Origin of the sequence: Haliscomenobacter sp. (assembly GCF_965225875.1) — a bacterium.
GTDB lineage: Bacteria > Bacteroidota > Bacteroidia > Chitinophagales > Saprospiraceae > Haliscomenobacter.
This window is the reverse complement of sequence record NZ_CBDDBS010000003.1, coordinates 1,617,462-1,644,325: the sequence shown is the minus strand read 5'-3', so window position 1 is coordinate 1,644,325 and position 26,864 is coordinate 1,617,462. Positions and strand designations below refer to the sequence as shown.

The 26,864-nt window shown below is 48.4% G+C and carries 20 protein-coding genes; 16 read left to right on the top strand and 4 right to left on the bottom strand.

Annotation, left to right across the window (positions count from 1 at the left end):
- The first annotated feature begins 82 nt into the window (after positions 1-82).
- The 3 genes from ACO08K_RS26910 (at position 83) to map (ending at position 6,337) form a co-directional block, all read left to right on the top strand.
- Positions 83-2,917, top strand: coding sequence for an alpha-amylase family glycosyl hydrolase (locus tag ACO08K_RS26910; RefSeq protein WP_421799591.1), 2,835 nt, complete (start codon positions 83-85; stop codon positions 2,915-2,917).
- Positions 2,918-3,122: 205 nt separating this feature from the next.
- Complete coding sequence (locus tag ACO08K_RS26905) at positions 3,123-5,540, top strand: alpha-ketoacid dehydrogenase subunit alpha/beta (RefSeq protein WP_421799590.1); 2,418 nt, start codon at positions 3,123-3,125, stop codon at positions 5,538-5,540.
- Between the two features lie 35 nt (positions 5,541-5,575).
- Positions 5,576-6,337 (top strand): type I methionyl aminopeptidase, encoded by a 762-nt coding sequence (map, locus tag ACO08K_RS26900; protein ID WP_421799589.1) that lies wholly within the window; start codon positions 5,576-5,578, stop codon positions 6,335-6,337.
- A 172-nt stretch (positions 6,338-6,509) separates the two neighbouring features.
- Here map and ACO08K_RS26895 read toward each other — a convergent pair whose 3' ends face one another.
- Entirely contained in the window at positions 6,510-7,823 is a 1,314-nt protein-coding gene (locus tag ACO08K_RS26895; protein ID WP_421799588.1) for a serine hydrolase domain-containing protein, read from the bottom strand.
- 167 nt (positions 7,824-7,990) lie between these two features.
- Positions 7,991-8,680 (bottom strand): hypothetical protein, encoded by a 690-nt coding sequence (locus ACO08K_RS26890; RefSeq protein WP_421799587.1) that lies wholly within the window; start codon positions 8,678-8,680, stop codon positions 7,991-7,993.
- Between the two features lie 448 nt (positions 8,681-9,128).
- Between ACO08K_RS26890 and ACO08K_RS26885 the strand changes: the two genes are divergently transcribed.
- The 13 genes from ACO08K_RS26885 to ACO08K_RS26825 all read left to right on the top strand — a co-directional run bounded on the left by ACO08K_RS26885 (position 9,129) and on the right by ACO08K_RS26825 (position 25,744).
- Positions 9,129-10,985: a M1 family metallopeptidase gene (locus ACO08K_RS26885; RefSeq protein WP_421799586.1), complete on the top strand. Its 1,857-nt coding sequence runs from the start codon at positions 9,129-9,131 to the stop codon at positions 10,983-10,985.
- Between the two features lie 2 nt (positions 10,986-10,987).
- Entirely contained in the window at positions 10,988-11,350 is a 363-nt protein-coding gene (locus ACO08K_RS26880; protein WP_421799585.1) for a cupin domain-containing protein, read from the top strand.
- 223 nt (positions 11,351-11,573) lie between these two features.
- Positions 11,574-12,776, top strand: a complete 1,203-nt coding sequence (locus tag ACO08K_RS26875) for a glycosyltransferase family 4 protein (protein ID WP_421799584.1) — start codon at positions 11,574-11,576, stop codon at positions 12,774-12,776.
- A 68-nt stretch (positions 12,777-12,844) separates the two neighbouring features.
- Positions 12,845-13,681 (top strand): lysophospholipid acyltransferase family protein, encoded by an 837-nt coding sequence (locus ACO08K_RS26870; protein ID WP_421799583.1) that lies wholly within the window; start codon positions 12,845-12,847, stop codon positions 13,679-13,681.
- 122 nt (positions 13,682-13,803) lie between these two features.
- Entirely contained in the window at positions 13,804-14,874 is a 1,071-nt protein-coding gene (gene serC / locus ACO08K_RS26865) for a 3-phosphoserine/phosphohydroxythreonine transaminase (protein ID WP_421799582.1), read from the top strand.
- Positions 14,875-15,054: 180 nt separating this feature from the next.
- Entirely contained in the window at positions 15,055-16,209 is a 1,155-nt protein-coding gene (locus tag ACO08K_RS26860) for an aminotransferase class V-fold PLP-dependent enzyme (protein WP_421799581.1), read from the top strand.
- A 129-nt stretch (positions 16,210-16,338) separates the two neighbouring features.
- Positions 16,339-17,382 (top strand): uroporphyrinogen decarboxylase, encoded by a 1,044-nt coding sequence (gene hemE / locus ACO08K_RS26855; RefSeq protein WP_421799580.1) that lies wholly within the window; start codon positions 16,339-16,341, stop codon positions 17,380-17,382.
- 127 nt (positions 17,383-17,509) lie between these two features.
- A complete protein-coding gene (locus ACO08K_RS26850) occupies positions 17,510-17,926 on the top strand; it encodes a hypothetical protein (RefSeq protein ID WP_421799579.1) in 417 nt (138 codons plus the stop codon).
- Between the two features lie 87 nt (positions 17,927-18,013).
- A complete protein-coding gene (locus ACO08K_RS26845) occupies positions 18,014-20,977 on the top strand; it encodes a ligand-binding sensor domain-containing protein (RefSeq protein ID WP_421799578.1) in 2,964 nt (987 codons plus the stop codon).
- Positions 20,974-21,741 carry a LytR/AlgR family response regulator transcription factor gene (locus tag ACO08K_RS26840; RefSeq protein ID WP_421799577.1) on the top strand — a complete coding sequence of 256 codons (768 nt, stop codon included), beginning with the start codon at positions 20,974-20,976 and terminating at the stop codon, positions 21,739-21,741. The genes ACO08K_RS26845 and ACO08K_RS26840 overlap by 4 nt, the downstream gene beginning before the upstream one ends.
- A gap of 148 nt (positions 21,742-21,889) precedes the next feature.
- Complete coding sequence (locus ACO08K_RS26835) at positions 21,890-23,152, top strand: hypothetical protein (protein WP_421799576.1); 1,263 nt, start codon at positions 21,890-21,892, stop codon at positions 23,150-23,152.
- Between the two features lie 208 nt (positions 23,153-23,360).
- Positions 23,361-24,881, top strand: coding sequence for a hypothetical protein (locus ACO08K_RS26830; protein WP_421799575.1), 1,521 nt, complete (start codon positions 23,361-23,363; stop codon positions 24,879-24,881).
- Positions 24,882-24,940: 59 nt separating this feature from the next.
- A complete protein-coding gene (locus ACO08K_RS26825; RefSeq protein ID WP_421799574.1) occupies positions 24,941-25,744 on the top strand; it encodes an aldolase/citrate lyase family protein in 804 nt (267 codons plus the stop codon).
- 68 nt (positions 25,745-25,812) lie between these two features.
- Here the strand turns inward: ACO08K_RS26825 and ACO08K_RS26820 are convergent, their stop codons facing one another.
- Both ACO08K_RS26820 and ACO08K_RS26815 read right to left on the bottom strand, forming a co-directional pair.
- Positions 25,813-26,268: a group I truncated hemoglobin gene (locus ACO08K_RS26820; protein ID WP_421799573.1), complete on the bottom strand. Its 456-nt coding sequence runs from the start codon at positions 26,266-26,268 to the stop codon at positions 25,813-25,815.
- Between the two features lie 79 nt (positions 26,269-26,347).
- The gene (locus ACO08K_RS26815) at positions 26,348-26,812 is read right to left on the bottom strand and encodes a hypothetical protein (protein WP_421799572.1); all 465 of its coding nucleotides are present in this window, start codon (positions 26,810-26,812) and stop codon (positions 26,348-26,350) included.
- Positions 26,813-26,864: the final 52 nt, after the last annotated feature.

Here is a 26,864-nt window from a genome sequence, read left to right as displayed (position 1 = left end):
CTTTTTCACCCAATTCCCCCCATCCTCGGTTGCAATTCCCCCCACATCCCCCTATCTTGCCCCTCAAAAATCTTAGATTAGCATGAAACCAAATCAACACTTCCTTTGGCTACTGGCATTCTTATGCTGTACCCTGGCCCAAACGAGTTTTGCCCAGGCCGTCTGGACCGAGCCATTTTTTCCCCGCCCCAACCAGCCCGTTACCGTGTATTTTGACGCTGCCCAGGGTACTGGTGGCCTCAAAGATTGTGGCTGCACCGTGTACGTGCATACCGGCGTGATCACCAATGCCAGCACCTCCACGAGTGACTGGAAAAATGTGCAGACCACCTGGGGGCAAGCCAATGCCGCCTGGGCCATGAGCGCCGTAGCCGGGCGACCCAATGTGTACAAGTACGAAGTTAAGCCCAGTATCAACGAGTATTACAAAATCACGAGCGGTACCGTGCAAAAAATGGCTTTTGTATTCCGCAATGGCACTGGCAACCGCGAAGGCAAGGATACCGGGGGCAAAGACTTCTTCCTGGATGTCTACAACCAAAGCGGCCTGCTGACCGCCCTGCTGGCTCCCACCAACCGCAACCAGGTGGTGACCGAAGGAACTTCCATACCCGTCAAAGCCGTGGTTTCCGAAACAGCGGATTTGAAGCTTTTGGATAACGGCGTTGAACTTATCCAAAGCACTGGCACCGAACTCAATTACAACCTCCTGGCAGGCCCTCCCGGCAACCACAAGGTGCAATTCATCGCGGCCACCGCTTCCGCCCGGGATACCGAAACCTTCAATTACCTGGTGCCCATCGTTAAAGCGCCACAGGATGCTCCCGCTGGCACCCAACTGGGCATCAACTACCTGGCCGATGACAAGGTGCGCTTGGCCCTTTACGCCCCTGGCAAAGTGGGCATTTACGTCATCGGGGACTTCAACGATTGGACCATTTCCACCGAATACCTGCTCAGCCGCAGCATCAATGGCGCTACCCACTGGATTGACCTGCCTACCCTCAAAGCAGGTGAAACTTACCGTTTTCAATACGTGGTGGACGGCACCCGCCGCATCGGTGACCCTTACAGCACCCTCGTGCTTGACCCCGACAATGACCGCTTCATCAGCGCCCAAACTTTTCCAAACCTGCCCGCTTATCCAACTGGAAAAACCACGGGCATCGTCTCCGTCATTCAACCCGGCAAAGCGGCTTACCCCTGGAAAACCAGTAACTTCCAACGCCCAGCCAAGGAAAAACTGGCCGTCTACGAGTTGCTCCTGCGCGACTTTACCGCCCGGCACGATTACCAAAGTTTGATCGATACCCTGAATTATTTCCAGCGCCTGGGTATCAATGCCATCGAGCTGATGCCGGTCAATGAGTTTGAAGGTAACCTTTCCTGGGGCTACAACCCCTCGTACCACATGGCCCTGGACAAATACTACGGCACGCCCGAAAAATTCAAGGAATTTGTGGATGCCTGCCACGCACGGGGCATCGCGGTGATCCTGGATGTGGTATTCAACCATGCTTTTAGCCAAAGTCCCTTGGCGCAACTTTACTGGGACGACGCCAATTTCCGCCCCGCTGTGGACAACCCCTGGCTGAACGTCACGGCCAAACACGATTTTAATGTGGGTTACGACTTTAACCATGAAAGTGCAGCAACCAAGGAATTTGTAAAAAATGTCCTGGGATATTGGCTGAGTGAATACCGGGTCGATGGTTTCCGTTTCGATTTGTCCAAAGGTTTTACCCAAAAACAAACCCTGGGCAACGTTCCGCTCTGGGGCAATTACGATGCGTCGCGGGTTGCCATTTGGAAAGACTATGCTGGCTTCATTCGCTCCAAATCCACCGACGCCTACATCATTCTAGAGCATTTTGCCGACAACAATGAAGAAACCGAACTCATTAACAACGGCATGTTGGTTTGGGGGAACCAAAACAATCAGTTCAACGAAGCCACGATGGGCTACAGCAACAACCTCACGCCCCTGAATTACCGCTCCAGAGGTTGGACCACACCCGCTGCGATCAACTACATGGAAAGCCACGATGAAGAGCGCTTGATGTACAAAAACCTGCAATTTGGTAATACAGCGGGCAACTATTCGGTCAAAAACCTGGCTACTGCGCTTCGCCGCAATGAGTTGGCTACCGTTCTTTTTTACACCGTGCCTGGCCCAAAAATGCTCTGGCAATTTGGGGAAATGGGCTACGACTACTCGATCAACTATTGCACCAATGGCACGATCAGCACCAATTGCCGCCTGGACAACAAGCCTATCCGCTGGGATTACCTGGACCAGGCCGATCGCAAACGATTGTTCGACATCACCCGAAGCATGTTGTTCCTGCGCAAAAATTACCCGGTTTTCCATACCGACGATTATTGGATGAATTTAGGGCCGGGCAATGAAAAACAAATGGCTTTGCTTAATACGGATCTGGACATCGTATTCGCAGGAAACTTTGGCGTGCAAAGCGCGACTTTCACCGTGAATTTCCCTGGACCGGGCAAATATTACAACTACTTCACGCGGGATAGCATCAATGTTGCGGGAAGCAGCCAGTCCTTTACCTTCCAAGCAGGGCAATATTTTTTGTTGACTTCCAAAAAATTGCCTACGGCACCTGCCTTGATTACCACTAGTACACGGGCTGAATTGCAGGCGCTTTACCAGCTTGAAGTATTCCCGAATCCCACCCACGGAGCTGCTCAAATCAGTTTTGAACTGCCCGAGGCCACCCAGGTCAAGGTTCAATTGTTCAATAACCTGGGGCAAAATGTGGGTACCGTTTACGAAGGTTACCTGAACGCTGGCAAACAACAATTGCAATGGAATAAATCTTTGAACCCGGGCATGTATCATGTAAGCATGCAGATTGGACAAGGAGTCCTAACCCAAACTTTGGTGGTTCAATAATTTTTACAATCCCTGACTGATGATTAAAGGTTTGATCATCAGTCAGGGTAATATGCCTACATGGCATTTTGACAATTCATCATTTATCATTCCTCTCTCATCATTATTTTTTCCTATCTTCGCCCCGAAATTAGCAAACGCTAAGAGCATGTCTAAATATTTTTAGACATGCTCTAACGGACATAAAACCATAGCCAACTAGCACATGGTGGGTGATCTACAAAAAAACAAAGCAGCTCAAGTAACCGAGGATGCGCAATGGAATCGGGAGGAAGTTCTCGAAGATTTCCGCATCTGTTGTGTGAGCCGCGAAGTCAGCCTGATGGCACGCAAGGAAGTGTTGACCGGAAAAGCCAAATTCGCCGTAACGGGCGATGGCAAGGAGGTCCCACAAGTTGCGATGGCAAAGGCTTTTATGAAAGGGGATTACCGTGCAGGCTATTACCGGGATCAAACCTGGATGTTTGCCCTCGGGATAGTCAGTTTGGAAGATTATTTTGCCCAATTGTACGCCGATACCGAAAATGATCCATTTTCTGGCGGGCGACAAATGAACAACCACTTCGCTACCCCCATCGTTGATCCACAAACGGGGGAATGGGCCAATCAGCTCGAACAATACAACGTTTCATCGGATGTTTCCTGCACCGCTGGCCAAATGGCCCGGGCATTGGGTTTTGCCTTTGCTTCCAAGAAGTATCGGGAGAGCGAAGCCTTATCGCAAGGCACTCTATTTTCGGTGAATGGCAACGAGGTTTGTTTTTCTACCATTGGTGATGCGAGTACATCCGAAGGTATTTTTTGGGAAGTCATCAATGCAGCGGGCGTATTGCAAGTGCCGCTGGTCATTTCGGTGTGGGACGATGGATATGGCATTTCCGTGCCAGTGGAATACCAAACCACAAAAGGTAGCATTTCGGCGGTTTTAAGTGGTTTTGAACCCGATGAAAACAGTGCTGGAGTCCGCATTTATACCGAAAAAGCCTGGCGTTATCCTGATTTGGTTGCACTGTACAAAAGAGTAATTGACGATGCGCGGCAGCAACACCAACCCGCGCTGATTCATATCCAGGAAGTGACCCAACCTCAGGGGCACTCCACCTCGGGTTCACATGAGCGCTACAAATCCAAGGAACGTTTGCAGTGGGAGCGCGATTTTGACTGCATCCTGCAAATGGAGCAATGGATGATCGCGGAGGGTTTGGCTAGTCCGGATGAAACCCGCCAAATTCGGGATAAGGCCCGTAAAACGGTCAAAGAAGCACGCGACCGGGCCTGGAAAGCTTATGCAACTCCAACCATCCAAACGCGCAAACAACTGGAAGGCATTTATCAGGAAATGTTGGGTAGCCACCCACAAATCCAGCCTTTGGTGAAAGAAGCCCAGGAGTTGATTACTCCGGTGATCAGCGAGTTGTTGCAAAGTGCCCGTAGGATTGTGTACCAAACCATTGGTGAAGACTCTGCAGCGCGGCAAGAGTTGGTCACTTGGATTAAAAAGATAGAAGCGCTGGCCAAACAGCGTTACCATACTCACCTGTACAGCGAGACGCCCAACGCGGCGCTAAAAGTGCCCGTAGTTGCGGCTGAATACAGTGAAGATTCTCCCGTGAAAAACGGTTTTGAAATCCTCAACGCCTATTTTGACGCCATCATTGAAAAGGACCCTCGGGTGTATGGTTTTGGCGAAGATGTGGGTAAAATTGGGGATGTCAATCAAGGATTTGCTGGCTTGCAAGCCAAACACGGTGAAGAACGGGTGTTTGATACCGGCATCCGCGAATGGTCGATCATGGGCCAGGCGATTGGCATGTCGATGCGTGGCTTAAAACCCATCGCGGAGATTCAATACCTGGATTACCTGCTCTACGGCCTGGAACCATTGTCTGACGACGTAGCTTGTTTGCGCTATCGCACCAATGGCATCCAAACTGCGCCGCTCATCGTACGCACCCGCGGCCACCGTTTGGAAGGCATCTGGCATGCAGGTTCTCCCATGGGTATGATGATCAACTCCTTGCGCGGCATGTGTATCCTCACTCCGCGCAACATGACCCAGGCGGCTGGCATGTACAATACCATGTTGCTTTCGGACGAACCGGCGATCATCGTGGAATGTCTCAATGGATATCGTTTGAAAGAACAATTGCCGGATAACATTGGCACCTTCACCGTTCCAGTTGGTATACCCGAAACCTTGCATGAGGGGACGGATGTGACGCTGGTGACTTACGGTTCTTGTGTACGGGTAGCCCAGGAAGGCATGAAGATGTTGGAAAAAATGGGCATTTCGGTAGAATTGGTCGATGTTCAAAGCCTTCTGCCTTTTGACGTTCACCACCAAATTGTGGAGTCTTTGAAAAAGACCAACCGAGTGGTCTTCATGGATGAGGACGTGCCTGGTGGTGCCAGTGCCTACATGATGCGTGAAGTATTGGAAGTACAGGGCGGTTATCAGTTTCTGGATGCTGCTCCGCTGACCATCACTGCCAAAGCGCATCGCCCGCCCTATGGCTCGGACGGTGACTACTTCACCAAACCCAACCCGGAAGACGTTTTTGAAACGATTTATAAAATGATGTGTGAGGGGGAACCAGGCCGGTTTAAAGGTTTTTTAGGGTAGTCACACACCCACTCACACCCACACCCAAACTTCGTATGTCGATCACCAAAGATTCGGAGCTGCTAGGCATGAAACAAATCAGCGAAGTGGTAGGAGAAACCCTTCGCCTCATGCGTGAATTCGCCAGACCGGGCATGAGTGCTCAGGAACTGGATGATTATGGTGGTCAAATCCTCAATGGGTATGGAGCCAAGTCTGCACCTAAGCTAACCTACGGTTTTCCTGGCTGGACTTGCATCAGCATCAACAACGAAATTGCCCACGGTATTCCCAGCGCCGGAAAAATCCTGCGGGAGGGAGACCTGGTCAACATCGATGTTTCAGCAGAAATGAATGGCTTCTGGTCGGACAACGGCGGTTCTTTTGTGCTAGGCCGCGACTTGAACAAACACCAGCACCTGGTAGATACCTCCAAACGCATCCTGCAAAAAGCCCTCAACAACATCCGCGGAGGCGTGCGCATCGCCGAAATTGGCCGCCTGATTGAAACAGAAGCCAAACGCTCTGGCTACCGCGTGATCAAAAACCTGACCGGGCACGGCATTGGCCGCAGCTTGCACGAAGAGCCACACGATATTGCGAATTATTACGATCGGTTCAATTATACCCGCTTTAAAAAGAACTCAGTAGTGGCGGTGGAGACTTTCATCTCTACGCGTACCCGGTACGCACATACCATGCCCGATGGCTGGACCTTGGCTTCCCAGGATGGGAGTTTTGTTGCGCAGCACGAGCATACCATCGTGGTGACGGATGGGAAACCGATTGTGTTGACGGCGGGGAACGGGATATTTTAGGGTTGATGGGCCCTGCTTCGCAGGTTGGATTTTTCACCACCTTAGACACCTGAGTTCACCTTAGGCGCCACCTAAGGGAGATGTTGCAAAAAGAATGGCGTGAACTTGACCAAGTTCACGCCATTCTTTTTGCAAGTAGAGGCAATAATTTCTATGCTAACCAAACTAGATTCTACTTATCCACCGCCGAATAAATCAACCTCGTAAACATCCCTTCACTGCCCGGATCGGCCACTTGTTGCGTCTGTTTCATCAGCACCATGATCAACTTCTCCTTCGGATCAGCCCAGTAGTTGGTATTGAAATAACCACCCCAACTGAAGCGGCCGATGCTGCCGTTTCCTTTATCTTGTCCTTGTTTGGTCAGCACACCGAAGGCCAGGCTAAAGTGGGTATCACCCTTCTCGCCACCCAACAAATCACCAACCTGATTGGATTGGGTGAGCAAGTACACATTGTAAGGTGCTAAAAAGCGTTTGCCATTGAATACCCCGCCGTTGATCAACATTTGCAGGAAAGAAGCATAGTCTTTGGCTGTACTTGACAAGCCTGCGCCGCCTGAAAACCAGGTTTTGGCCCCACTGATCGGGTAATTTGGATCGTAAAAAGTCACTGGATAGCGCTCCCATTTTTGAGCACCCTTGCTGGGGCGTTGCACCGGCACCAGGCGATCTTTTTTGGAATCCGGCAAATAAAAGTAAGTATCATTCATCCCCATGGGGTCGAGTAAGCGGGTGCGCAGGAATTGGTCAAAAGGTTGACCCGACCAAATTTCGATCAGGTAGCCTAATACGTCCAGGCCCAGCGCATAGCTGTACTTTTCTCCCGGGTTGTTCAACAGGGGCATTTTGGCCAGTTTTTTAATGTTGTCGGCTACGGTCACCGCTTTGGTGGTGTACAAGTCCACGATGCCTGCCTTGGCATTGATGGCACTGAAGCGTTCATCGCCCGAAATGACGCCGTAGCTCAAGCCGGAAGTATGGTTCATCAGCTGCCGCACTGTGATTTCACTTTTTGCAGGAACAGTAGTGTAGCTCGTATCCCTCCAGCTAAAACTTTGGAGTAACTGCGGACTTTTGAATTCGGGGATCCACTTGGAAATGGGGTCATCCAGCGAAAATTTACCTTCTTCGTACAGCATCATCGCCGCTGTAGCCGTGATGGCTTTGGACATGGAGGCAATGCGGAAGATGTCGTCGGTTTTGAAAGCGCGGCCCGTTTGGGCGTCGGCAGTACCGAAGGCTTTGTGGTACACAATCTGTCCGTCACGCACAACGAGGGCCACCATGCCCGGCAATTGGTCGCGGCTGACGAACTCCTGGAATACCTTATCGATGCGACTGAGCCGCTCGCTAGACATGCCTGCGGCTTCGGGCGTTTTGGCTACTGTTAGCTGTTGCGGGCCGCTGAGCTGGGTCGTATTGGTTTGTGCGAAACAAAAACTGCTGGTGAGCAGCAGTAAAAAAGTGTAGATGTAGGTTTTCATGAATCCTGTTTATAGCTTAAAAATGACAAAAGCGACAACAATTAAGTTAACAGGGGCATTTCTGAGGTGTATCTTGGTGCCTTAGGTTTCTTAGGTGGTGAAAAAAAGCAAGCGGCACATTTTTTTACCACCTAAGAAACCTAAGGCACCAAGATACACCTTAGCTGTTACTGTTTATCAAAGCGAAAGCCCATCCTCACACCCACATACACCTGCGAAATCGCCGAATTATTCGATACTTCAAAATTGCCCACGCTAGGATCCACTTCCAGCGCTTCCTCCAAGCCAAACCAACGAGCCTTTGGATAATAGCGCAGCCCACCAAAAGGCGTGAAGGTGAATTTATCCGACAAACCAATGTCCAATCCCATACCTAGTCCCAAACTCGGCGCATAACTGCGACTCTTCGCCCGGGCACCGCTGAACAAATCCGCTCTTCCTTCCAGCACGCTATACCCCGGCGACACTTGCAGGAACAAACCTTTACCCAGGGTAGAACCCGACTTGGAAAAAGTTGGACATTGGCAATCCCCCTTCAAATCTAAAAAATAAAGGTTGAAATTGAGGAAAAGGCTACCCATTTGCTGCTCTAATTTTCCGATGTCGACGATTTCGGCGTCGTAGCGGGCGTAATTGAGCTCGGGCAGGAAGTCGAGGCGCAACCCTTTCATGGGAATCCAAACGTCGAGACCAAAAGCAAGGTTATTGCCGGGCAGTTCGTTGACGCTGTTGTTGACGGGGTTGGAAAAACTCCAGCCAGGCGCATCGTTGAAGCGAAAGCTGGTGTTGATACCAAATTGAGCCTGAGCACTTAGTGCAAGGAGGCTGAAACAAAACCACAGACCTATTCTAGACATGATGTTACCAGAGATTTTTTAGATAAACGCATTTGGCTTGGGCTAAAGTTTTTGATTCAAAAGATTGCCTGATTTTATTTTTTTTACAAAAAGAATAAAAAAAATCAAAAGTATTTGCAGAATTGCTGGCTTATACTACTTTTGCAGTCCGGTGAGCGCACTTGGTGCTGCTCCTTCTAATCCCCCAGGGTGGAAACGCAGCAAGGGTACGAAGTCTGAGCGCCCGTTGTGTGTCTCACCTTATTTTTTTCTCCTCTTTTGGTCGCTTCGATCACACTCTACACTTTAATTTCCATTTCGTTCAAAAGGCCCACAATTGCCATTAACCTACATATCCCTGTTTTCCGGCGATAATTAGCGGCAGCTTTGCTATTCCTTGTTATTTTCGCTTCACTAATTTGTAAATCCGTAAATTCTATTTTTTAACCGCAAGGTAAAAGTTGTATACATGAAGAAATGGAGCCGCTTGGCGCAGATTGCAAGCATATTGTGCTTACCAGTGCTGACTTGGGCACAAGCCGATCGTTGGCAGCAACGGGCTGAATACCAAATGGAAATCGATTTTGACGTCGACAAAGACCAATTTAAAGGTACCCAGCGCCTGGTGTACTACAACAATTCACCGGATACCCTGACCCGGGTTTTTTACCACCTATACTTCAATGCATTTCAACCAGGCAGTGCGATGGACGTGCGCTCGCGCAATTTGCCTGACCCTGACGGCCGGGTTGGTGCTCGCATCAGCAAGTTGAAACCCAATGAAATTGGCTACCTCAAAGTCAATAAACTGACGCAGGATGGCAAGGAATTGAAGCACATCACGGAAGGCACCGTTCTGGAAGTGACCCTTGATAAGCCCATTTTGCCCAAAAGTAAAGTCGTTTTTGAAATGAATTTCGATGGACAGGTGCCCATTCAAATTCGCCGCTCAGGCCGGGACAATGCGGAAGGGGTGGATTATTCCATGGCCCAATGGTACCCCAAAATGGCGGAATACGACTATCAAGGCTGGCATGCCCATCCTTATATCGCCCGGGAATTTTACGGGATTTGGGGGGATTTTGATGTCAAAATTACCATCGATAAAAATTACGTCATTGGGGGTTCGGGTTATTTGCAAAACCCGGAAGAAATTGGCCACGGGTACTTGCCAGAAGGTCAGACGCCGAAACCTGCCAAAGGCGACAAACTCACCTGGCACTTCAAAGCACCCAATGTGCACGATTTTGTATGGGCGGCTGACCCCAACTACACCCATACCAGCCTTAAGCGTCCGGATGGCCTGACTTTGAACTTTTTTTACCTCAAAAACGAACGCAATCAAGACAATTGGGCGGCCCTGCCCAAGGTAATGGACAAAGCTTTCACCTACATCAACCGCCGTTACGGGCAATACCCTTACCAACAGTACTCCTTCATTCAAGGTGGAGACGGGGGCATGGAGTACCCGATGGCGACTTTGATTACGGGCAATCGCTCGATGCCGAGTCTGGTCGGAGTATCGGTGCACGAATTGATGCACAGTTGGTACCAGATGATTTTGGGCTCGAACGAGAGTTTGTATGCTTGGATGGATGAAGGGTTTACTGATTTTGCAACCCAGGATATTGAGAATTACCTAGCAGGTGAAAACCTGGTGCCGGGCTTGAAAAAAATGGACAATCCCTACCTGCAAACCTACGCAGGGTATTTTAATCTGGCTTCTTCCGGCGACGAAGAACCGATGAGCACCCACGCCGATCACTTTTCTTCCAACTTTGCTTATGGCCTGGCAGCCTACAGCAAGGGCGCAGTGTTTATGAACCAATTGGAGTACGTCATTGGTAAACCCGCGCTGGACAAAGGTTTGTTGCTCTACTTCAATACCTGGAAGTTCAAACACCCCAATTCCAACGATGTGATCCGCATCATGGAAAAGGTATCGGGCCTGGAGCTGGATTGGTACAAGGAATATTGGGTCAATACCACCCATACCATCGATTATGGGGTTGATGCCATTGAATCAGATGGCAATGCGACCAAGGTCATCCTCAAACGGGTTGGCAAAATGCCTATGCCTCTGGATGTGGTCGTGACCTATAAAAACGGCAACAAGGAAATCATCAACATTCCGCTCGACATCATGCGTGGTGCCAAGCCAGCTGAAAAAACCTCTACTCCTTACCGCGTAGCCACTGATTGGCCCTGGGTGAATCCAACCTATGAATTGCGGCTAAGTGTTCCAGCAACGGATGTACAGAGTGTTGAAATTGACCCCAGCCTGCGCATGGCTGATGTGGATCGGAACAACAACAGCAGAAACTAGCCATGATCAAAAAAAGCATTGCAGCAATCCCGCCCTTTACCGCCGGTGATGATACCCTCATTCGGGAAGTGTTGCATCCCAAGAATGAAGGCGTGCCGATGTCTTACAGTCTGGCGCATGCCGAACTGGAAGCGGGTAAAGCCTCTTTGCCCCACCGTTTGATGGAGCGCTCGGAGGTATACATCATATTGGAAGGGGAGGGTACGGCTTATGTGAATGGACAGGCCACCCACCTAAAAACGGGCGATGTGCTGTTTATTCCAGCGGGTGCAGAGCAATACGTGGACAATACAGGCTCACAAACGCTGCGCTTTTTGTGTATTGTGGATCCGGCCTGGTCGAAGGAAACGGAAATCGTGGAATAGGATTCAGGCAGGAATTTCTCCTGATTTCAAAGAATAAAACCCAAGCGGCATTTTTTTCACAAAGAAAAAACAAAGACACACAGAGGACACAAAGCAAAGCATTGTCAATGTCTAACTTTGTGCCCTTTGAGCCCTCTTTTTTCCTTTGTGTTTAAAAAATGCCGCTTTGGTGCTTACTTGAAGTGATGGATTTTTTGGGATATATAGAACTTAGAGTCCTCTTATGAACATCCTCCAATTGTGCAAAAAATTCCCTTTCCCACTCAAAGAAGGGGAAGCCATCGCGGTGTATTACCTCAGTCGGGGGCTCGTAGAGCAAGGCTGTAAGGTAGATTTGCTGACGATGAACACCAGCAAGCACCATTATACACAATCGGAATGGCCACAGGAATTTGCCCATTACCGGGAAGTCCAGGCGGTGGAAGTAAACAACCAGCTGAGCATTGGCGGGGCTTTGAGCAATCTTTTTTCCCGTGCATCCTATCACGTGTCCCGTTTTGATACGCCCGAATTTGCCGCGGCGCTAACTGTTTTGTTGGAAAAGAATCAGTACGACGCCATCGTGCTCGAAACCCTCTATTTGGCCCCCTACATTCCGTTGATTCGGGCAAAAAGCAAAGCAGTAGTGGTCATGCGCAGCCACAACGTAGAGTTTGCCATTTGGGAACGCGTTACGGCTCACACCCGTTCTACCCTCAAACGCAAGTACTTGCACTACCTCACCCAAAAACTGCGGCGTTTTGAAATCGAACAGTTGAAAAACTACGACTTGTTGGCTCCCGTTTCCGAATACGATTTGCAGGTGTTTAAAGCACTGGGGTACACTGGTTATCATCTGGTGGCACCGATTGGTTTGGATGCGGAAGCTTATGTTGTAAAATCTTTGGAAAAAAACGAGACAACCAAACTCGGTTTTATTGGCTCTTTAGATTGGATGCCCAATCAAGAAGGCCTGCAATGGTTTTTACAAAAAGTATGGCCATTGTTGCAACGGCGTTTTCCCAGCCTTGTTTTTGACATTGCCGGACGTAATGCCCCACAAGGTTTTTTACAGGAAAATATCCCAGGAGTGCAGTTCCTGGGCGAAGTACCCAATGCCGCAGATTTTGTTGCGGCCCATGCTATTTCCCTTGCTCCCTTGCGTTCTGGGAGTGGTTTAAAGGTAAAAGTATTGGAAGCCATGGCTCTGGGTAGGGTAGTGCTGGGAACCTCAATTGCACTGGAAGGAATTCCTGCACAAGACGGCCGCCAAGTGTTACTAGCCAATACTCCCGAAGATTTTGTCAGGCAAGTAAGCTTTCTGCTGGAAAAACCCGAAATTGCAGCACAATTAGGTGCAGCTGCCCGGGGGTTGATCCAATCAGCTTTTGATTACCGCGATGTAGCTCGTAAAATGATCGCAAGTATCGCAAGAATAGGGGCATAAAAAGATAAGTGTTCATTTTGCCAAAAAAGGGAACACTTATCTTCGCCCCACTGTATAGCTTAATTGATATGAAAAACAATGTATTAGAAGTTGGCGCTGGGCGTTGGACCAGTTTTTCTTATGCGGATGAGAACGACCCCTGGTGGAAAAAAAAGCTGATTGAAACGGTAGAATTTTCTACTGGTCGGGGTACAATCGAACGCTTGTACAACCGGATTCGCGACCTGGATGTACCGGCCAAATCCTTGTGGAGCCTGGGCTTACAACAGCTGCAAATTGACATGTTGTACGATCGGGAAAAACTGATGAGTATGCCTAAAACGGGGCCACTCATTTTTATCTCCAATCACCCCTTTGGAATCGTTGATGGCTTGATGCTGGCCGCCCTGGTGGCAGAATTGCGCGATGAATTTGTTTTTTTAGTCAATGAAGTCCTCACGCGCGACGAGCGCCTCAAGCCCTTTTTGTTGCCAATCGACTTTCGAGAAACCAAAGAAGCCCTGCGTACCAATCTGGATTCCCGGGATAAAGCCATTGAACGCCTCAAGGCAGGTGAGGCACTGGCCATCTTTCCCTCTGGAGCAGTGTCTACGTCTAAAACTTATTTCGGTCCTGCCGAAGATATGGAATGGAAAAATTTTGTGCTGAAGCTGGTTCAACAATCCCGGGCTACTGTAGTCCCCTTGTATATTGAGGGGCAAAACAGCCGGATGTTTCAAATGGTCAGCCAGTTCAGTATGGCCTTGCGTTTGGGCATGTTGTTGTACGAAACCATCAATAAAATGAAGCGCCAAATTCGGGTACACATCGGCGATCCAATTACCTATGATGAATTGGAAAATACTTGTACCCGGCCGGAAATGCTGGGGTATTTGCGGAAGAAAGTTGAAGCCTTAAAACCATAAAAGGTTGAGGAGTTGAGGAGTTGAGAAGTTTAGCCTGCTGCGAGCGGTCACTGAGCGAAGTCGAAGTGTCGCTCGCGGTAGCCTCAACTCCTCAACCTCTCAACTCCTCAACTAAATCACCGATGAAAAAACACAATTTCAACCCAGGTCCAGCCATCATCCCAACTTCAGTGTTGGAAGAAGCCGCCCAGGGTCTACTCGAATACCAGGGGAGTGGTTTGTCTTTTGCTGAAATGAGCCATCGGGCGCCACAAGTGATGGCGGTGGTTGAGGAAGCAAGTTCTTTGGTCAAAACCCTTTATGGTCTTGGCGATCAGTATGAAGTCATTTGGATGCAGGGTGGAGCATCGGCTCAATTGGCGATTGCGCCAATGAACCTTTTGGACGAGGAGCATTCTGTAGCCTTGATCAATACGGGTTATTGGGCGATAAAGGCAATCAAGGCAGCCAGTGAAATTGGCCGGGTAAGCGTATTGGCTAGCTCGGAACAGAGCCGTTTTGACCACATTCCTAAAAGCTGGACACTTCCCACCGACGCCAAATACCTGCACCTGATTTCCAATGAAACCATTGATGGTAACCAATGGCAAAAGTATCCGGATGTATCTGTTCCCATTGTGGCGGACATGACCTCTGATTTTTTGACTCGCCCTTTGCCCATTGAAAAGTTTGGGTTGATTTTTGCCAGTGCCCAAAAAAACTTTGGCATTGCAGGCTGTACCTGCGTGGTGATCAACAAAGACTGGTTGAATACACGCAAAAAACGGGCAATTCCAACCATATTTGACTATCAAACCCATATCGAGACCCAATCTTTGTACCATACTGCGCCGACTTTCCCAATTTACGTGGCTTGTTTGGCGCTTCGCTGGACATTGGCCCAGGGAGGCTTGGAGGAAATGGCGCGACGCAATGCTGAAAAGGCCACATTATTGTATCATGAAATCGATGCTAACCCATTGTTCGAGGGTAGTGTACAAGCTGCTGATCGTTCGACCTTGAACGCCTGTTTCCGCATTACCCGACCAGAACTGGAAGAAGTTTTTTTGAACTTCGCTGCTCAACATGATGTGGTGGGTATCAAGGGATTCCCAACGGTGGGAGGTTTTCGGGCTTCGATGTACAATGCCCTGCCCTTGGAAAGTGTGCAGGTATTGGTAGATTTGATGCGCTATTTCGCCCAACACCATTGAATAATGTGATTTTAGCTTTATAGAGGAATGTTCAGTTCTCTACTGAGGTGCCTCTTCGGTGCCTATGGTTTCTTAGGTGGTTCAATAAGTCGCTTGGAGTATATTTTGAACCACCTAAGAAACCATAGACACCGAAGAGACACCTTAGGCAATTTTACTTTTAAAATAACAGCTACGACTATGCTGAGTTGCCAAAAATCCCTGTTCAGTATTTCTGAAGAAATCACCTATCTTAATTGCGCCTACATGTCGCCCCAACTCAAACAAGTGGAGCGCATCGGCCAGGAAATGGTGAGCCGCAAAAGCCAACCCTGGTTGATCCAACCCGACGATTTTTTCAAACCTGGCGAAGCACTCAAATCTGCTTTTGCCCGCTTAATCAATACCCAGGAAAAAGACCGGATCGCCGTGATTCCCTCCGTGTCCTACGGGTTGGGAACGGTGGCCCGCAACCTGAACCTTAAATCCGGCCAAAACGTCATCGTAGCTGAAGAACAATTTCCCAGCAATTATTACGCCTGGAAACGGGTAGTGGAAGAAAGTGGCGCTGAATTAAAAGTGGTCAAAGCTCCGACGGGCTCTCCTCGTGGAACCCTTTGGACCGAAGCCATCCTACAAACCATCGACGCCAATACTGCAATGGTCGCTTTGGGCAATGTGCACTGGGCGGATGGGACGCTGTACGATTTGAAGCGGATTCGAGTGCGTACCGAAGAGGTCGGAGCCCTGCTGGTGATTGATGGAACGCAGTCCGTTGGTGCCTTACCCCTGGATGTGAGTGAGCTGCGCCTGGATGCTTTGGTGTGTGGAGGTTACAAGTGGCTGATGGGCCCTTATTCTCTGGGGGTAGCCTATTACGGGCCCCGCTTTGACAACGGTACCCCCCTCGAAGAAAACTGGATCAACCGCCTGAACAGTGAAGATTTTAGTGGCCTGATCAATTACCGCGACGAATACAAGCCTCAGGCTGGCCGCTACATGATGGGCGAGCAAAGCAATTTTGTGCTGGCCCCCATGTTGACCGCTGCAATCGAACAACTCCTGGAATGGGGTGTGGCCAATGTGCAGGGATATTGCCAACGCATTGCCGCCAATGCCATTGAGGACTTGCGGGAAATGGGCTGCCAGATCGACCCAAATACCCACCTGGCGCATCACTTGATCGGGGTGCGACTGCCAGAGGGTATGGACATGCCACGCTTGCAGGCGGAGTTCAAAAAACGCCGGGTATATGTGTCCACGCGTGGGAATGCGATTCGGGTTGCGCCCAATGTGTACAATACGCCGGATGATTTTGAGGTGTTGTTGGATTGTTTTCGGGAGGTGAGGGGGTAGCGGCTTTGGGCGCCATAAGGTTTTACCAAAAAACGCAAACCTTACATTTTTCACACATTTTTCAAAAAACAAACTCTTCTCAACAAATCACCCAAAAAATCCCTATCATTGCGGGACAGAGTAACAACTATGACCGAAACCGCGACAACACTGCAAAACGACATTTTCCTACGCGTAGCCAAAGGTGAAAGCACCGATCGTCCTCCCATTTGGCTTATGCGGCAAGCCGGGCGGGTATTGCCCCAATACCGTGCTTTACGCGCCCAATTTGCGGGATTCCGAGAGTTTTTGTTTCATCCAGCTGCCGCCGCAGAGGCGACAATCCAACCCATTGACGAATTGGGCGTGGATGCTGCGATCATTTTTTCCGACATCTTGGTGGTGCCCGAAGCCATGGGTCTGCCTTACGATATGGTGGAAAAGCGGGGCCCACTGTTCCCCAAAACCATCCAAACGGCACAGGACATTGCCGACCTGATCAGTGGTGAAGCTGCCGCCGACAACATGGAGTACGTGTACGAAGCCCTGCGCATCACCAAACGGGAGCTGAACGGGCGAGTTCCACTCATCGGTTTTGCCGGAGCGCCCTGGACCATTTTCGCCTACATGGTGGAAGGTCAGGGAAGCAAAACTTTTGCCAAAGCCAAACAGTTTTTATACCGCGAGCCAGCCTTGTCTCATCTGTTGCTGGAGCGCATTACCGATACCACCATTGCTTACCTCAAGCGCAAAATTGCCAATGGGGCCGACTTGATCCAATTGTTTGATTCCTGGGCCGGTATTCTGAGCCCGGCGCAATACCGCGAATTTGCCACACATTACATCAGCAAAATTTGTGACGCCATTACTGAAGTGCCAGTGACGGTGTTTTCCAAAGGGGCCTGGTTTGCCCTCGAAGACATTGCTGCCCTCAATTGCCAGGTGATTGGCCTCGACTGGAACATCACGCCAAAGGAGGCACGAGCTAGGGTAGGGGAGCGCCCAGTGTTGCAAGGCAACTTGGATCCTTGTTTTCTTTACGCCGATCACGAAACCATTCGGGCAGGTGCCTTACAAATGGTGCAGGATTTTGGCCCCAAACACATCGTCAACCTGGGCCACGGATTGTATCCTGACCTCGATTTGGAATCGGTCCGGGTATTTGTAGATACCATTAAAGCTTATCGGTATTAAATTGTAAATGGGCAACTACGAAGGATTGCCCCCACGCATACCCATTTTTTTTGGTTCCCTCCGTCGTTCCCTTTTTTGCGTTAATACGCTGTTTATTTGTAGGTAACGTGTTAAAAAATGTTCCACCATGAGACAAACACCTTTTCTCTTGTTGGGGGCTGGACTAATTGTTCAGTTTTGTCAAAACCCAAAACAGGTCCCTGTAGTTGAAGCAAAACCGATTGAACCCGCCGTGGTTAAATTTGCCTGTAGGGGAACAAGCCCGGTATTGTGGTTAGTCGATATTTATCCCGATAGTATTGTGTATGAACGAGGTGGTGGAAAAAAACTCGTTTACCTCAAACGGATGGAAGAAAAAAAAGGAGACACTACGGTTTTTAATACCAGGTTGAATCTTTATGACAAAGAAAGTAAAATGACCATCAAAATCATTCCAGATTCTTGCAGTGTTGGCCATGATGCCCAAAAATTTCCGTACACAGCTATTGTGGAGCGGGATGGAGATGTGCTGAATGGTTGCGCCCTTGGGGCCGACCCCAAGTAATTTTGTAGGCCTTGATTGATTTAGCGGGAGAATTCTCTGAGTTTACGCCTTAGCCACCTATTTAAAAAGCATTATCTTCGATGCTGCATGTATCGAGTTATTGCTGTTTTGTGGGTTGTCCTTTTTGCAATTGAGCCTTTGATTGCCCAGCAGCCTTTTTTTAAAAACTACCAAATCAAGGACGGGCTGTTGTCCAATTACATCTATTCTGTATTTCAAGACCGCAAGGGCTACATTTGGGTCAGTTCCGACGTTGGTATAAGCCGCTTTGATGGGCAAAACTTCACAAACTACAACACGGCCCATGGCATGCCTGACAACGAGGTGTTTTCGATGTACGAGGCCCGCGATGGCCGCCTCTGGTTTGCTACATTGAGGGGTAAGCCTTGCTTTTACTTCCGCGACAGCATTTTTAGTGAAAATAACCTTCCTTTCCTCAAGCGTTGTGACGTTCAGGGCATGATCATCAACATCATCGAACTGGAGGACGGGCGCATCGCCTACTGTTCTACGCATAAGGTCTTGATCATTGATCTATTTCACAAAAAAGTAGAAGAACGCTCCTGTGGCGAAGGGATTATTTTGGCCTGGAAAAATCGTTTTGGTCAATTGATGGGCGCAGGACGAGATTTTGGTCCCATCACTAAGCATGGAATTCAACCGGAGATGATTCCCCCGGCCATCCTTCAACCGGCTCGGGCGATTCCGGCTGGCGACTCTGTATTGATCTCCACCAGTCATAAGTTATACCACTGTTACCCCAAGAGCGGCCAATTTCAATATCGGGAATTGCCTACTCCTTTGGAGAAAAACAATGAATTCATCTATTTGCGGCGAAGTGGAGCACAGCTCTGGTGTGGAACCCGCAACGGAGTGTATTTATTGGATTATCCTTCCTTACGGGTTAAACGCTATTTTCTCGCCGGTCGATCAGTTTCCTCAGTTTTGGAGGACCGGGAGGGCGGTTTGTGGTTTTCCACTTTTGAAGATGGACTGTTTTACGTGCCAGCTCCCAACATCCAGCACTTTACAACTCAGGATGGACTGATTTTTAACCGCATCACCTGTTTGAGTCAGGATGCGGAGCATCGCCTTTGGATCGGTTCGGAAAGTAGTGCGTATTCAATTTATGATGGAAAAAAGATCCAATCCAGGCAAATTTTTCCTGAAAATGTCAAAAACAAAAACATCCGCAACATCCGCCACTTTACCAATGGGACTACGCTTGTAGTCGGCAAAGCTGCTACTTTGTATCTAAATAAAGGTGTTGAAAAATACCTCTGTCACCGTTCCCTGGATGTCAACATTGATCAGTCAGGCGAATATTGGGTGGGTGGTACGGGGCTGTTTCATTTGGATCTAAAAACACTGCCTGATGTATTGGTGTCTCATCAGCAATTGCAAAGATTTGGACTAGAAAATTTGTACAGCCGGGTGAAAATCAATCGACTACCTGGAATTCGAGTAGAGCGACTTGTTTTTGATGAAAACAACCGAAAATGGCTGGCTACCCCCAATGGATTATTCAGTTTTAAGGGCAATGAAACCGAAAAACAGATTCTACCTTATGGCATCAAAGACCTGGATTTTGATACAAAAAATCAAACGCTTTGGGTGTTGACTGAGTCAAAGGGTTTGTTTGCCATTCGGCACGGCCGACTGGTTGATAGCATTGCGATTGCCAACAAACGTGGTGGAGTCATCTGTTGGGATTTATGCAGGGATCAGCACAACGAAATCTGGATCGGTACCGCAGGAGGTTTGTTTCGGGTGGTGGGCAAACCAGGTGAACTTAAATTGATCGATTATTGGGGCGTATTGGGCTTGGGTTCAGAAAAAATCAACGCCATAGAAGTCAGCGAAGATCACATTTATATAGGCAAAGATGATGGTTTGTTACAAGTGCCTCGTGCGGTTTTGGCCTCAGCGTCGCCACCACCTGTGGTCTTGCTCAAGTCTTTGCGAATCAACAATGTTGTACAACCCATTTCTTCAAAAAAAGCCATTCCACTGCGCTATTCACAGGGACCTTTAAGCATTGAATACGAGGGACTTTCTTATCGGGAGTCACAGAATATCCGTTACCGTTACCGCTTGTTGGGACTGGATGAAAAATGGTACGAAACCGCCGTCGAAGCGGTGGAATACGTCAACCTTCAACCGGGATACTATACCTTTGAGGTCATTGCGCTGAACGGGTCGGGTATTGCCAGTGTGCACAGTACCCAGCTGCGTTTGCGGATCAAACCGCCTTTTTGGCGGGAAAACTGGTTTTATGTCTTGCTTACCGCCTTGATTATTTTGTCCATCGTCTGGTATGTGAGAGCCCGGGAACAAAAGCTGCGGCGCAAATACGAAATTGAAAATCTGTTGATGAAAAGCAGCCGCGAAAACTCCGAATTGCAAAAACGCATCTCGGATTTGCGGATGTTGGCCTTGCGCCTGCAAATGAATCCCCATTTCATCTTTAATGCACTCAACACCATCAAAGGCTATTATGGGCAGGATAAAGTGGTGGAGGCCAATGCCTTTATTGGAAAATTTGCACGACTCTTGAGATTGAACCTAGACTATTCGGACAGTTTGATTCCCTTGGACCAAGAAATGGATTTGCTTCGTATTTATGTGCAACTCTCCCAAATTCGCTACCCTGATAAAATCGTGCTCGATATGCAAATAGCTCCCGGAATCAATCCGGCTGAGCTTCTGATTCCATCCATGCTGATTCAACCCTTTGTGGAAAACGCGGTCATCCACGGGGTGGTGCCTAAAAAGGGCAAAGGGACTATCCAGGTCATATTTTCGGTCCAAGAACAGGACCTGGTGGTGCAGGTAAAAGATGATGGAGTAGGTCGGGCGGCTTCCGGGCAACACAAACTTCGGGATATGCACAAACCTCTGGCTACTCAAATCACGAGCGATCGACTAAAATTATTGGGGCAAACGGAAAAAACACCAATCCAGATTCTTGATGTAGTCGACGAATTGGGCAGACCAATGGGCACCGAAGTGGTACTACTCATTCCTTTCCAATACAAAAAAATGTTATGATCCGAGCCATTATCATCGACGACGAACCCGCTGCACGAGCCTCCCTGGAATTGGAGATCCGCCTGCACTGCCCGGAAATTATGGTGGTGGCCGAAGCCGACTCGGTACTGGAAGGGATTCGGGTCATTCAATCAACTGTTCATTTTGACTTGTTGTTTTTGGACATCCAAATGGCTGATGGCAATGGGTTTGATGTATTGCAAAATGTGGATACCGATCGGTTCAAAACTATTTTTACCACTGCCTATAGCGAATACGCGCTGCGGGCCATCAAGTTCAGCCCCCTGGATTATTTGCTCAAGCCTATCGATGCTGATGAACTCAAGGCTGCCGTATACAAAGCCCTCCGCCAGCAACAATCCGATATCCAGCAACAAATCCGCCGTTACCTCAGCCATTTGGCCGCCCCTCAATTGAGCCCACGGGTGTCGTTAGCTACGGCGGAAGGGATTCATTTGTATTTTGTAAAAAACATCGTCCGTTGCGCCTCGGATGGGAACTATACCACCGTTTTTTTTGAAGATAAGAGTAAATTGCTGGTAGCCAAAACTTTGAAAGAATTAGAGTTGTTGCTGACTCCCTACCAGTTTGAACGCATCCACAAATCCCACCTGATCAACTTGGATCACCTGCGGCGCTATTACAATCGTTTTTCAGGAGAAGTGGAAATGAGCGACGGAGCATTGCTACCCGTAGCGCAGCGCAAAAAGACCCATTTGCTGGAATTGCTCAATCAGCTGAATTCGGCACAGTTGGGTGAATAAAACATCCCTCTCGAACACTCAATCAAAGCTATCGTTGATCCTATTCACGACCAGTAAATGAATTGTGTACACTATCATTGTGTATCGAAAGGCTTGATGACCTAGTAATTGTGGTTTGCTAAGCCTAATGTTCTCAAAAACCGATTTTATGCGCCAAAGACCTCCATATCTTTTGATTTGGGTAATTTTGATTTATGTAAATGTACCGGGCATAGGCCAAATCAACCCCATCAAAGCGGCTAAGGATTTAGGCAAGAGTGTTCCTGAAAAAAGAGATCCCGCGCCCAGTAATCCCAATACCAGTAGACCAACTCCTGCTCCCTCCTCCAGCAGCAGCAGACCTGCCGCCACTTCAACCGGTACCAATACGGCTACGGCTCTGGATGCCACTGCTGAAAGTAGCCCGGCCAAAAGTTTCATCGCCAACTTCTGGAAGGCCATTGATAAACTCAAAGCAGCGTCGGCAGGGCAGCAATACAATTTGTACTACAGCAATATAACGAGTGCGGAAACCAATTTGCGCAACATCAAAATGCGCGACCCCAACTACGATACCAAAGCGCTTGAAGCTGAATTGGATAAATACAAAGCGGAGCACCAAGGTGCCAACACTCAGAAAGAAACAACTCGGGATATCGCCGCGAACACCATTCGCTTTATGTCTGATTTGTTTGAAAGTGACCAAACTTCTTATTCCTCCAACCTTAATCTTGAACAGGGCATACCTGCGCATCAAGCGAAAATTCAGGCATTTACGGACAAAGTAAACCAATTCTTGGCGTCCAATCCAGACCAGTCTGTGATCAAAAGCAAGGAATCAATCGCCACCCAGAAGGCCAATTTTGTCGCAGGAGCGGTGGCGGAATATGAAAAAAGCATCAATGAAAATACTTCCAAAGCGGGTTTGACTACCCATCGAGAATTGGTGGGGATGGACGTTTATTGGGGTGCCATCGTTAAAATTTTTCCAAATTTACCTGCTCCTGCCGCCGCCTCGCAAGCGGTCAAAGCGGCCTTAGTGCGCCTGGGTAGCGAGGCTCAAATGTTGGCCAAGTTCAATAAAAACGAGGTCGAAAAAATGAAAAACACCAAAATGCCAGCAGCAGTAACGGTGAATCCAGCCTTGGAAGCAGAGTTCAAAAAGGTAATTGCGGAAATGGGCTGGAAGGAAAGTGTTGTTAAAATCAATTTGCTTACCAGGGATTGGTCAACGCTTTACCACAACATTACCGGGAATATCATTGCCCGGACCCAGGAGGCAGCTGTAGTTGCCAAAAAGAACGACGGGAATTGTATCCTGTACAGCATTACCATTGTGCAGGAATATACGGGAGCTGGGAAGTATGGTTCCTCAAAGCACTATGCGGACGGGGTTCTTGCAGATAAATTTCTCTGCGAAAACGCCAAATAACTTAGGGACGGGATTTCTCATATACTTGACTGAAAGGTCGGTCAGTAAGTTTTTTATTTCCTTCAAAGGGGAAGGAGCACTTCCTATTTCATTTTTTTAACCCAAAGGATCAAAGTAGTACATGTATAATCTCTGAACATTTTGATTGAGGGGGCAGGTTACTGCTCCTTTTTTTTATGCACCAACAAACATCAAAATCCCAAAAACTATGAGAATCATGATCACTTTGCTGAGCCTCTTTTTGATGGCTCAGCAACAAAGTTTTGCAGTGACTTGCACCTGGATTGGTGGAACCAACAACGATTGGAATACTGCAGCCAACTGGAGTACTGGAACTGTACCTACTAGCGCTGATGACGTAATCATCAATGCTTTTGGCAGCCAGGTTAACATCTTTAGTAGCGCCAGTGGGTCTTGTAACAATCTTACCAAAGGAGGATTTATTTCAAACTTGATCGTTGCCCCCGGTGGCACGCTGAAGGTTTTGGGCAACTTAACTTACAACGGTGGCGTTTTTTCGGGGGATGTCAGCATGGTTGGATCCAATTTGCAGCAGGTTTTGGGTAGTTCTCCGCTGACTTTAAACAACCTGACCATCTCCAATCCGCAAGGGGTACTGATGAGTGGCAACGACATAAAATTATCGGGAACACTGAGCCTGAATGGCCCAATTTACACGAATGGACGCTTGTTAGAAGTTGCAGCAATCAGTGGTGGTAGCCCTACCGCTTTTGTAGTGACCGGAGATAACCTTGGGAGCGCCTCCAGTTCAGGTGGTTTGGCCATCACGCTGAATTCTGGCGGAGCCGCTTCTTTTCCGGTAGGTCCAACTCTGAGCAATTATGCAGCTGTCAAAATTGTCAATACGGCAGGCCCCGCCGAAACATTTACTGTTGCGGTGGTCAACTCGGGCATTTCCCAGGATGCGGTGAAATGCACCTGGACCATCGATGAAAATACTGCTGGCGGGAATACGGCCATCATCACCCTGCAATGGGATCAAGGCTCAGAGGGGGGGACCTTTAATCGTACTGCCTGTAGTGTTTACAAGGTAAGTGGAAGTTCGATCGTATATACTGGTTATACCCCACAAGTAAGTGCGGCATCCAGTGTAGGCGCAAACGCCTGGGCCCAAACTTTGAGCGGAGTTACTTCATTTTCGGAGTGGACGGTCAACAACAACACCGGCGTTTTACCCATTACCTTGTTGCGCTTTGCTGTGGAGCGAACTGAAGCACAAAAAGCCCTCATTACCTGGGCCGTTGATGCGTATTCCAATCCTGCCTATTTTGAAGTGGAAAAGAGCCGGGATGGTTTAAGTTTTGCCCCTTCACGCAAAGTTTTTGCTCAGGAAGAAACCTCTTATCAAGTTGAAATGCCTCTTGATCAATGGTTTTCCTATTATCGATTGAAGATGGTGGATACCGAAGGGAAAATTACCTACAGCAAAGTCCAAGCTATAGATGGAGTTGGGATTGACAGAATCCAGGTTTTTCCAAACCCGTGTAGTTCGTGCAATCAATTGAACATTGTTACTTCTGAAGCGGGTATCTATCACCTCAATTGGAATGATCAAAGCGGGCGAAGCCGCTTTTCTAAGAAAATGTGGTTGGAAAAAGGAGTGAATCCCCTTTCACTATCAACTTATCCTCTTTTATCAGGTTTTTACTTTTTGTCCACTATAGATTCCAATGGCAAGCATAGTGTACTCAAATTGCTGGTGGAATAAATATTTTCCTTGCCCGTCTGGGTGATTCTACTATTTTTGTAGGCTCATCAACAGACACCATGGAAGTAAAAAAGAATACCTTTAAAAGTACCGCTGCAGCCAATAGCGACAAACCCCAATTGGGCTTATGGAATGGCTTGGTCGATAGTTCAGTTGTCGAAATATTGGCTAGTGCAGGTTATGATTGGGTGCTGGTCGACGGAGAACATGCGCCTTTCGACTTGCAAAGCATCCTGATTCAATTGCAGGCCTCTTCACGCTACGAGGTGCCCATTTTTGTGCGGATCCCCAAAAGTGACCCCATCATCATCAAACAAATCCTCGACCTGGGGGTGCAGAATATCCTGGTCCCCATGGTTGACTCGGCGGAAGAAGCCGAGCTCATGGTGCAAGCTACCCAGTACCCACCCCGAGGAATCCGGGGGATCGGAACAGCTATGGCCAGAGCGGCACATTGGGCCCAAAATGAGGATTATTTATTTACGGCAGGCCCCGAAATTTGCATGATTGTACAGGTGGAAAATGTACCCGGGATTCAAAATCTGGATGCGATTTTGGCAATAGAAGATTTAGACGGGGTATTCATCGGACCAGCGGATTTGGCAGCCTCCATGGGGCATTTGGGCAATTCCAACCATCCCGACGTAAAAAGTACGGTCCTTGATGCCCTGCGTCGCATCCGCAAGGCTGGAAAAATTGCTGGGGTAATGGCTCTGGACAAACCTACCGCCGATGAATACATTGCTGCGGGTGCCAATATGGTAGCCATCGGAATTGACACTTTGTTGCTGATTAAAGCTTGCCGGGATTTGTTGCACAGTTTCCGCCCACAGGATGATTCGACGGCAGGAACCAAATATTAACCCAAAAGAATCCCCAACAGTGCGACACTGTCGGGGATTCATCAGACATTCAAAACCAAATTTTTCAATTATTTTCCAACGATATCAGACTTCATTGGTCCAAGAATGGCCAGTAGCTCATCCTTTTCTTTTTGGGGTACATTGAATTTGTCGAGTGCAGCAACCAGATCACCTACCAATGCGTTGAATTCCGCATCGGTGATGTTCATCCCCTTGTGCGACTCCAACATGGTTTTGCCTTTGTATTGGCAAGGGCCGCCCGATCCGGCACAAATTTGGTCAATCAGGTTGTTGCGCAGCAATTGAGTCCGTGCCGGGTTGGCAACTGTTGCAGCAAAGCGGGCATTGATTACATTGTCACCTACCACGTTGGTGAGGAACTGATCGGTTACCGCTGAAATGGCAGCAATGCCGCCTAGCCGATCGTACAAAGTAGCGGGCGTAGCCTCATCGTCTTTGTCACAAAAGGTAAGGGTAAAGGAGGCCGCAAGCAAAATGGCCAACAATCGGAATGAGTTTTTCATAAATGAATGAATTGGATTGATGAATAATGTTCGATTGAGTTGTGCACACCACAGGGGGTACACTACAGTTTTTACTTTGTTAGCCGAAGTTGAAACGCTTTTGAAAAGGGAGGAAATAAAAGCTGATTACCAGGCAAATACTAAAAAAAATACCCGCCCAGAATAAGTAAGTGGGGAAAGCTACAATCAAACTCATGGGCACCGGGCACGCTGGCCCAGCTGGTTTTTCGAACACCTTTTTGCTGACGGTCGTGCTCGTATTGGCTTGAATTTTGGAAAGCAGGGCAGCTTCGGTATGCGCCTCAGTGTAACTCAATACCAATAAATCGGAGTCTGGATTAAAAGTAGTAGCCGTAATGCCAGACCATTGGCGTACCTTTTGGGCCAAGGCCTCGCCATCCTCATCACTAATGCCTGCAATATCAAAAGCCTGATAAGTAACCAAGGGTAAATCATCACTTGGTGAATACGGTTTGCGCATACCCATCCAGGAGCTGAGGCATACTACAGCCAGGACGAGTAAAAACAGGTCAATTTTTCTCATCTTCGAATTGTTGAATTTTTAAACTACATTAAGGTGTGGTAGTGATTGTGAA

What these genes read in the sequence shown, in the direction of transcription:
- ACO08K_RS26910 (WP_421799591.1), top strand. Translation starts at nt 83, where the DNA reads ATGAAACCAAATCAACACTTCCTTTGGCTACTGGCATTCTTATGCTGT.
- ACO08K_RS26905 (WP_421799590.1), top strand. Translation starts at nt 3,123, where the DNA reads ATGGTGGGTGATCTACAAAAAAACAAAGCAGCTCAAGTAACCGAGGAT.
- map (WP_421799589.1), top strand. Translation starts at nt 5,576, where the DNA reads ATGTCGATCACCAAAGATTCGGAGCTGCTAGGCATGAAACAAATCAGC.
- ACO08K_RS26895 (WP_421799588.1), bottom strand. Translation starts at nt 7,823, where the DNA reads ATGAAAACCTACATCTACACTTTTTTACTGCTGCTCACCAGCAGTTTT.
- ACO08K_RS26890 (WP_421799587.1), bottom strand. Translation starts at nt 8,680, where the DNA reads ATGTCTAGAATAGGTCTGTGGTTTTGTTTCAGCCTCCTTGCACTAAGT.
- ACO08K_RS26885 (WP_421799586.1), top strand. Translation starts at nt 9,129, where the DNA reads ATGAAGAAATGGAGCCGCTTGGCGCAGATTGCAAGCATATTGTGCTTA.
- ACO08K_RS26880 (WP_421799585.1), top strand. Translation starts at nt 10,988, where the DNA reads ATGATCAAAAAAAGCATTGCAGCAATCCCGCCCTTTACCGCCGGTGAT.
- ACO08K_RS26875 (WP_421799584.1), top strand. Translation starts at nt 11,574, where the DNA reads ATGAACATCCTCCAATTGTGCAAAAAATTCCCTTTCCCACTCAAAGAA.
- ACO08K_RS26870 (WP_421799583.1), top strand. Translation starts at nt 12,845, where the DNA reads ATGAAAAACAATGTATTAGAAGTTGGCGCTGGGCGTTGGACCAGTTTT.
- serC (WP_421799582.1), top strand. Translation starts at nt 13,804, where the DNA reads ATGAAAAAACACAATTTCAACCCAGGTCCAGCCATCATCCCAACTTCA.
- ACO08K_RS26860 (WP_421799581.1), top strand. Translation starts at nt 15,055, where the DNA reads ATGCTGAGTTGCCAAAAATCCCTGTTCAGTATTTCTGAAGAAATCACC.
- hemE (WP_421799580.1), top strand. Translation starts at nt 16,339, where the DNA reads ATGACCGAAACCGCGACAACACTGCAAAACGACATTTTCCTACGCGTA.
- ACO08K_RS26850 (WP_421799579.1), top strand. Translation starts at nt 17,510, where the DNA reads ATGAGACAAACACCTTTTCTCTTGTTGGGGGCTGGACTAATTGTTCAG.
- ACO08K_RS26845 (WP_421799578.1), top strand. Translation starts at nt 18,014, where the DNA reads ATGTATCGAGTTATTGCTGTTTTGTGGGTTGTCCTTTTTGCAATTGAG.
- ACO08K_RS26840 (WP_421799577.1), top strand. Translation starts at nt 20,974, where the DNA reads ATGATCCGAGCCATTATCATCGACGACGAACCCGCTGCACGAGCCTCC.
- ACO08K_RS26835 (WP_421799576.1), top strand. Translation starts at nt 21,890, where the DNA reads ATGCGCCAAAGACCTCCATATCTTTTGATTTGGGTAATTTTGATTTAT.
- ACO08K_RS26830 (WP_421799575.1), top strand. Translation starts at nt 23,361, where the DNA reads ATGAGAATCATGATCACTTTGCTGAGCCTCTTTTTGATGGCTCAGCAA.
- ACO08K_RS26825 (WP_421799574.1), top strand. Translation starts at nt 24,941, where the DNA reads ATGGAAGTAAAAAAGAATACCTTTAAAAGTACCGCTGCAGCCAATAGC.
- ACO08K_RS26820 (WP_421799573.1), bottom strand. Translation starts at nt 26,268, where the DNA reads ATGAAAAACTCATTCCGATTGTTGGCCATTTTGCTTGCGGCCTCCTTT.
- ACO08K_RS26815 (WP_421799572.1), bottom strand. Translation starts at nt 26,812, where the DNA reads ATGAGAAAAATTGACCTGTTTTTACTCGTCCTGGCTGTAGTATGCCTC.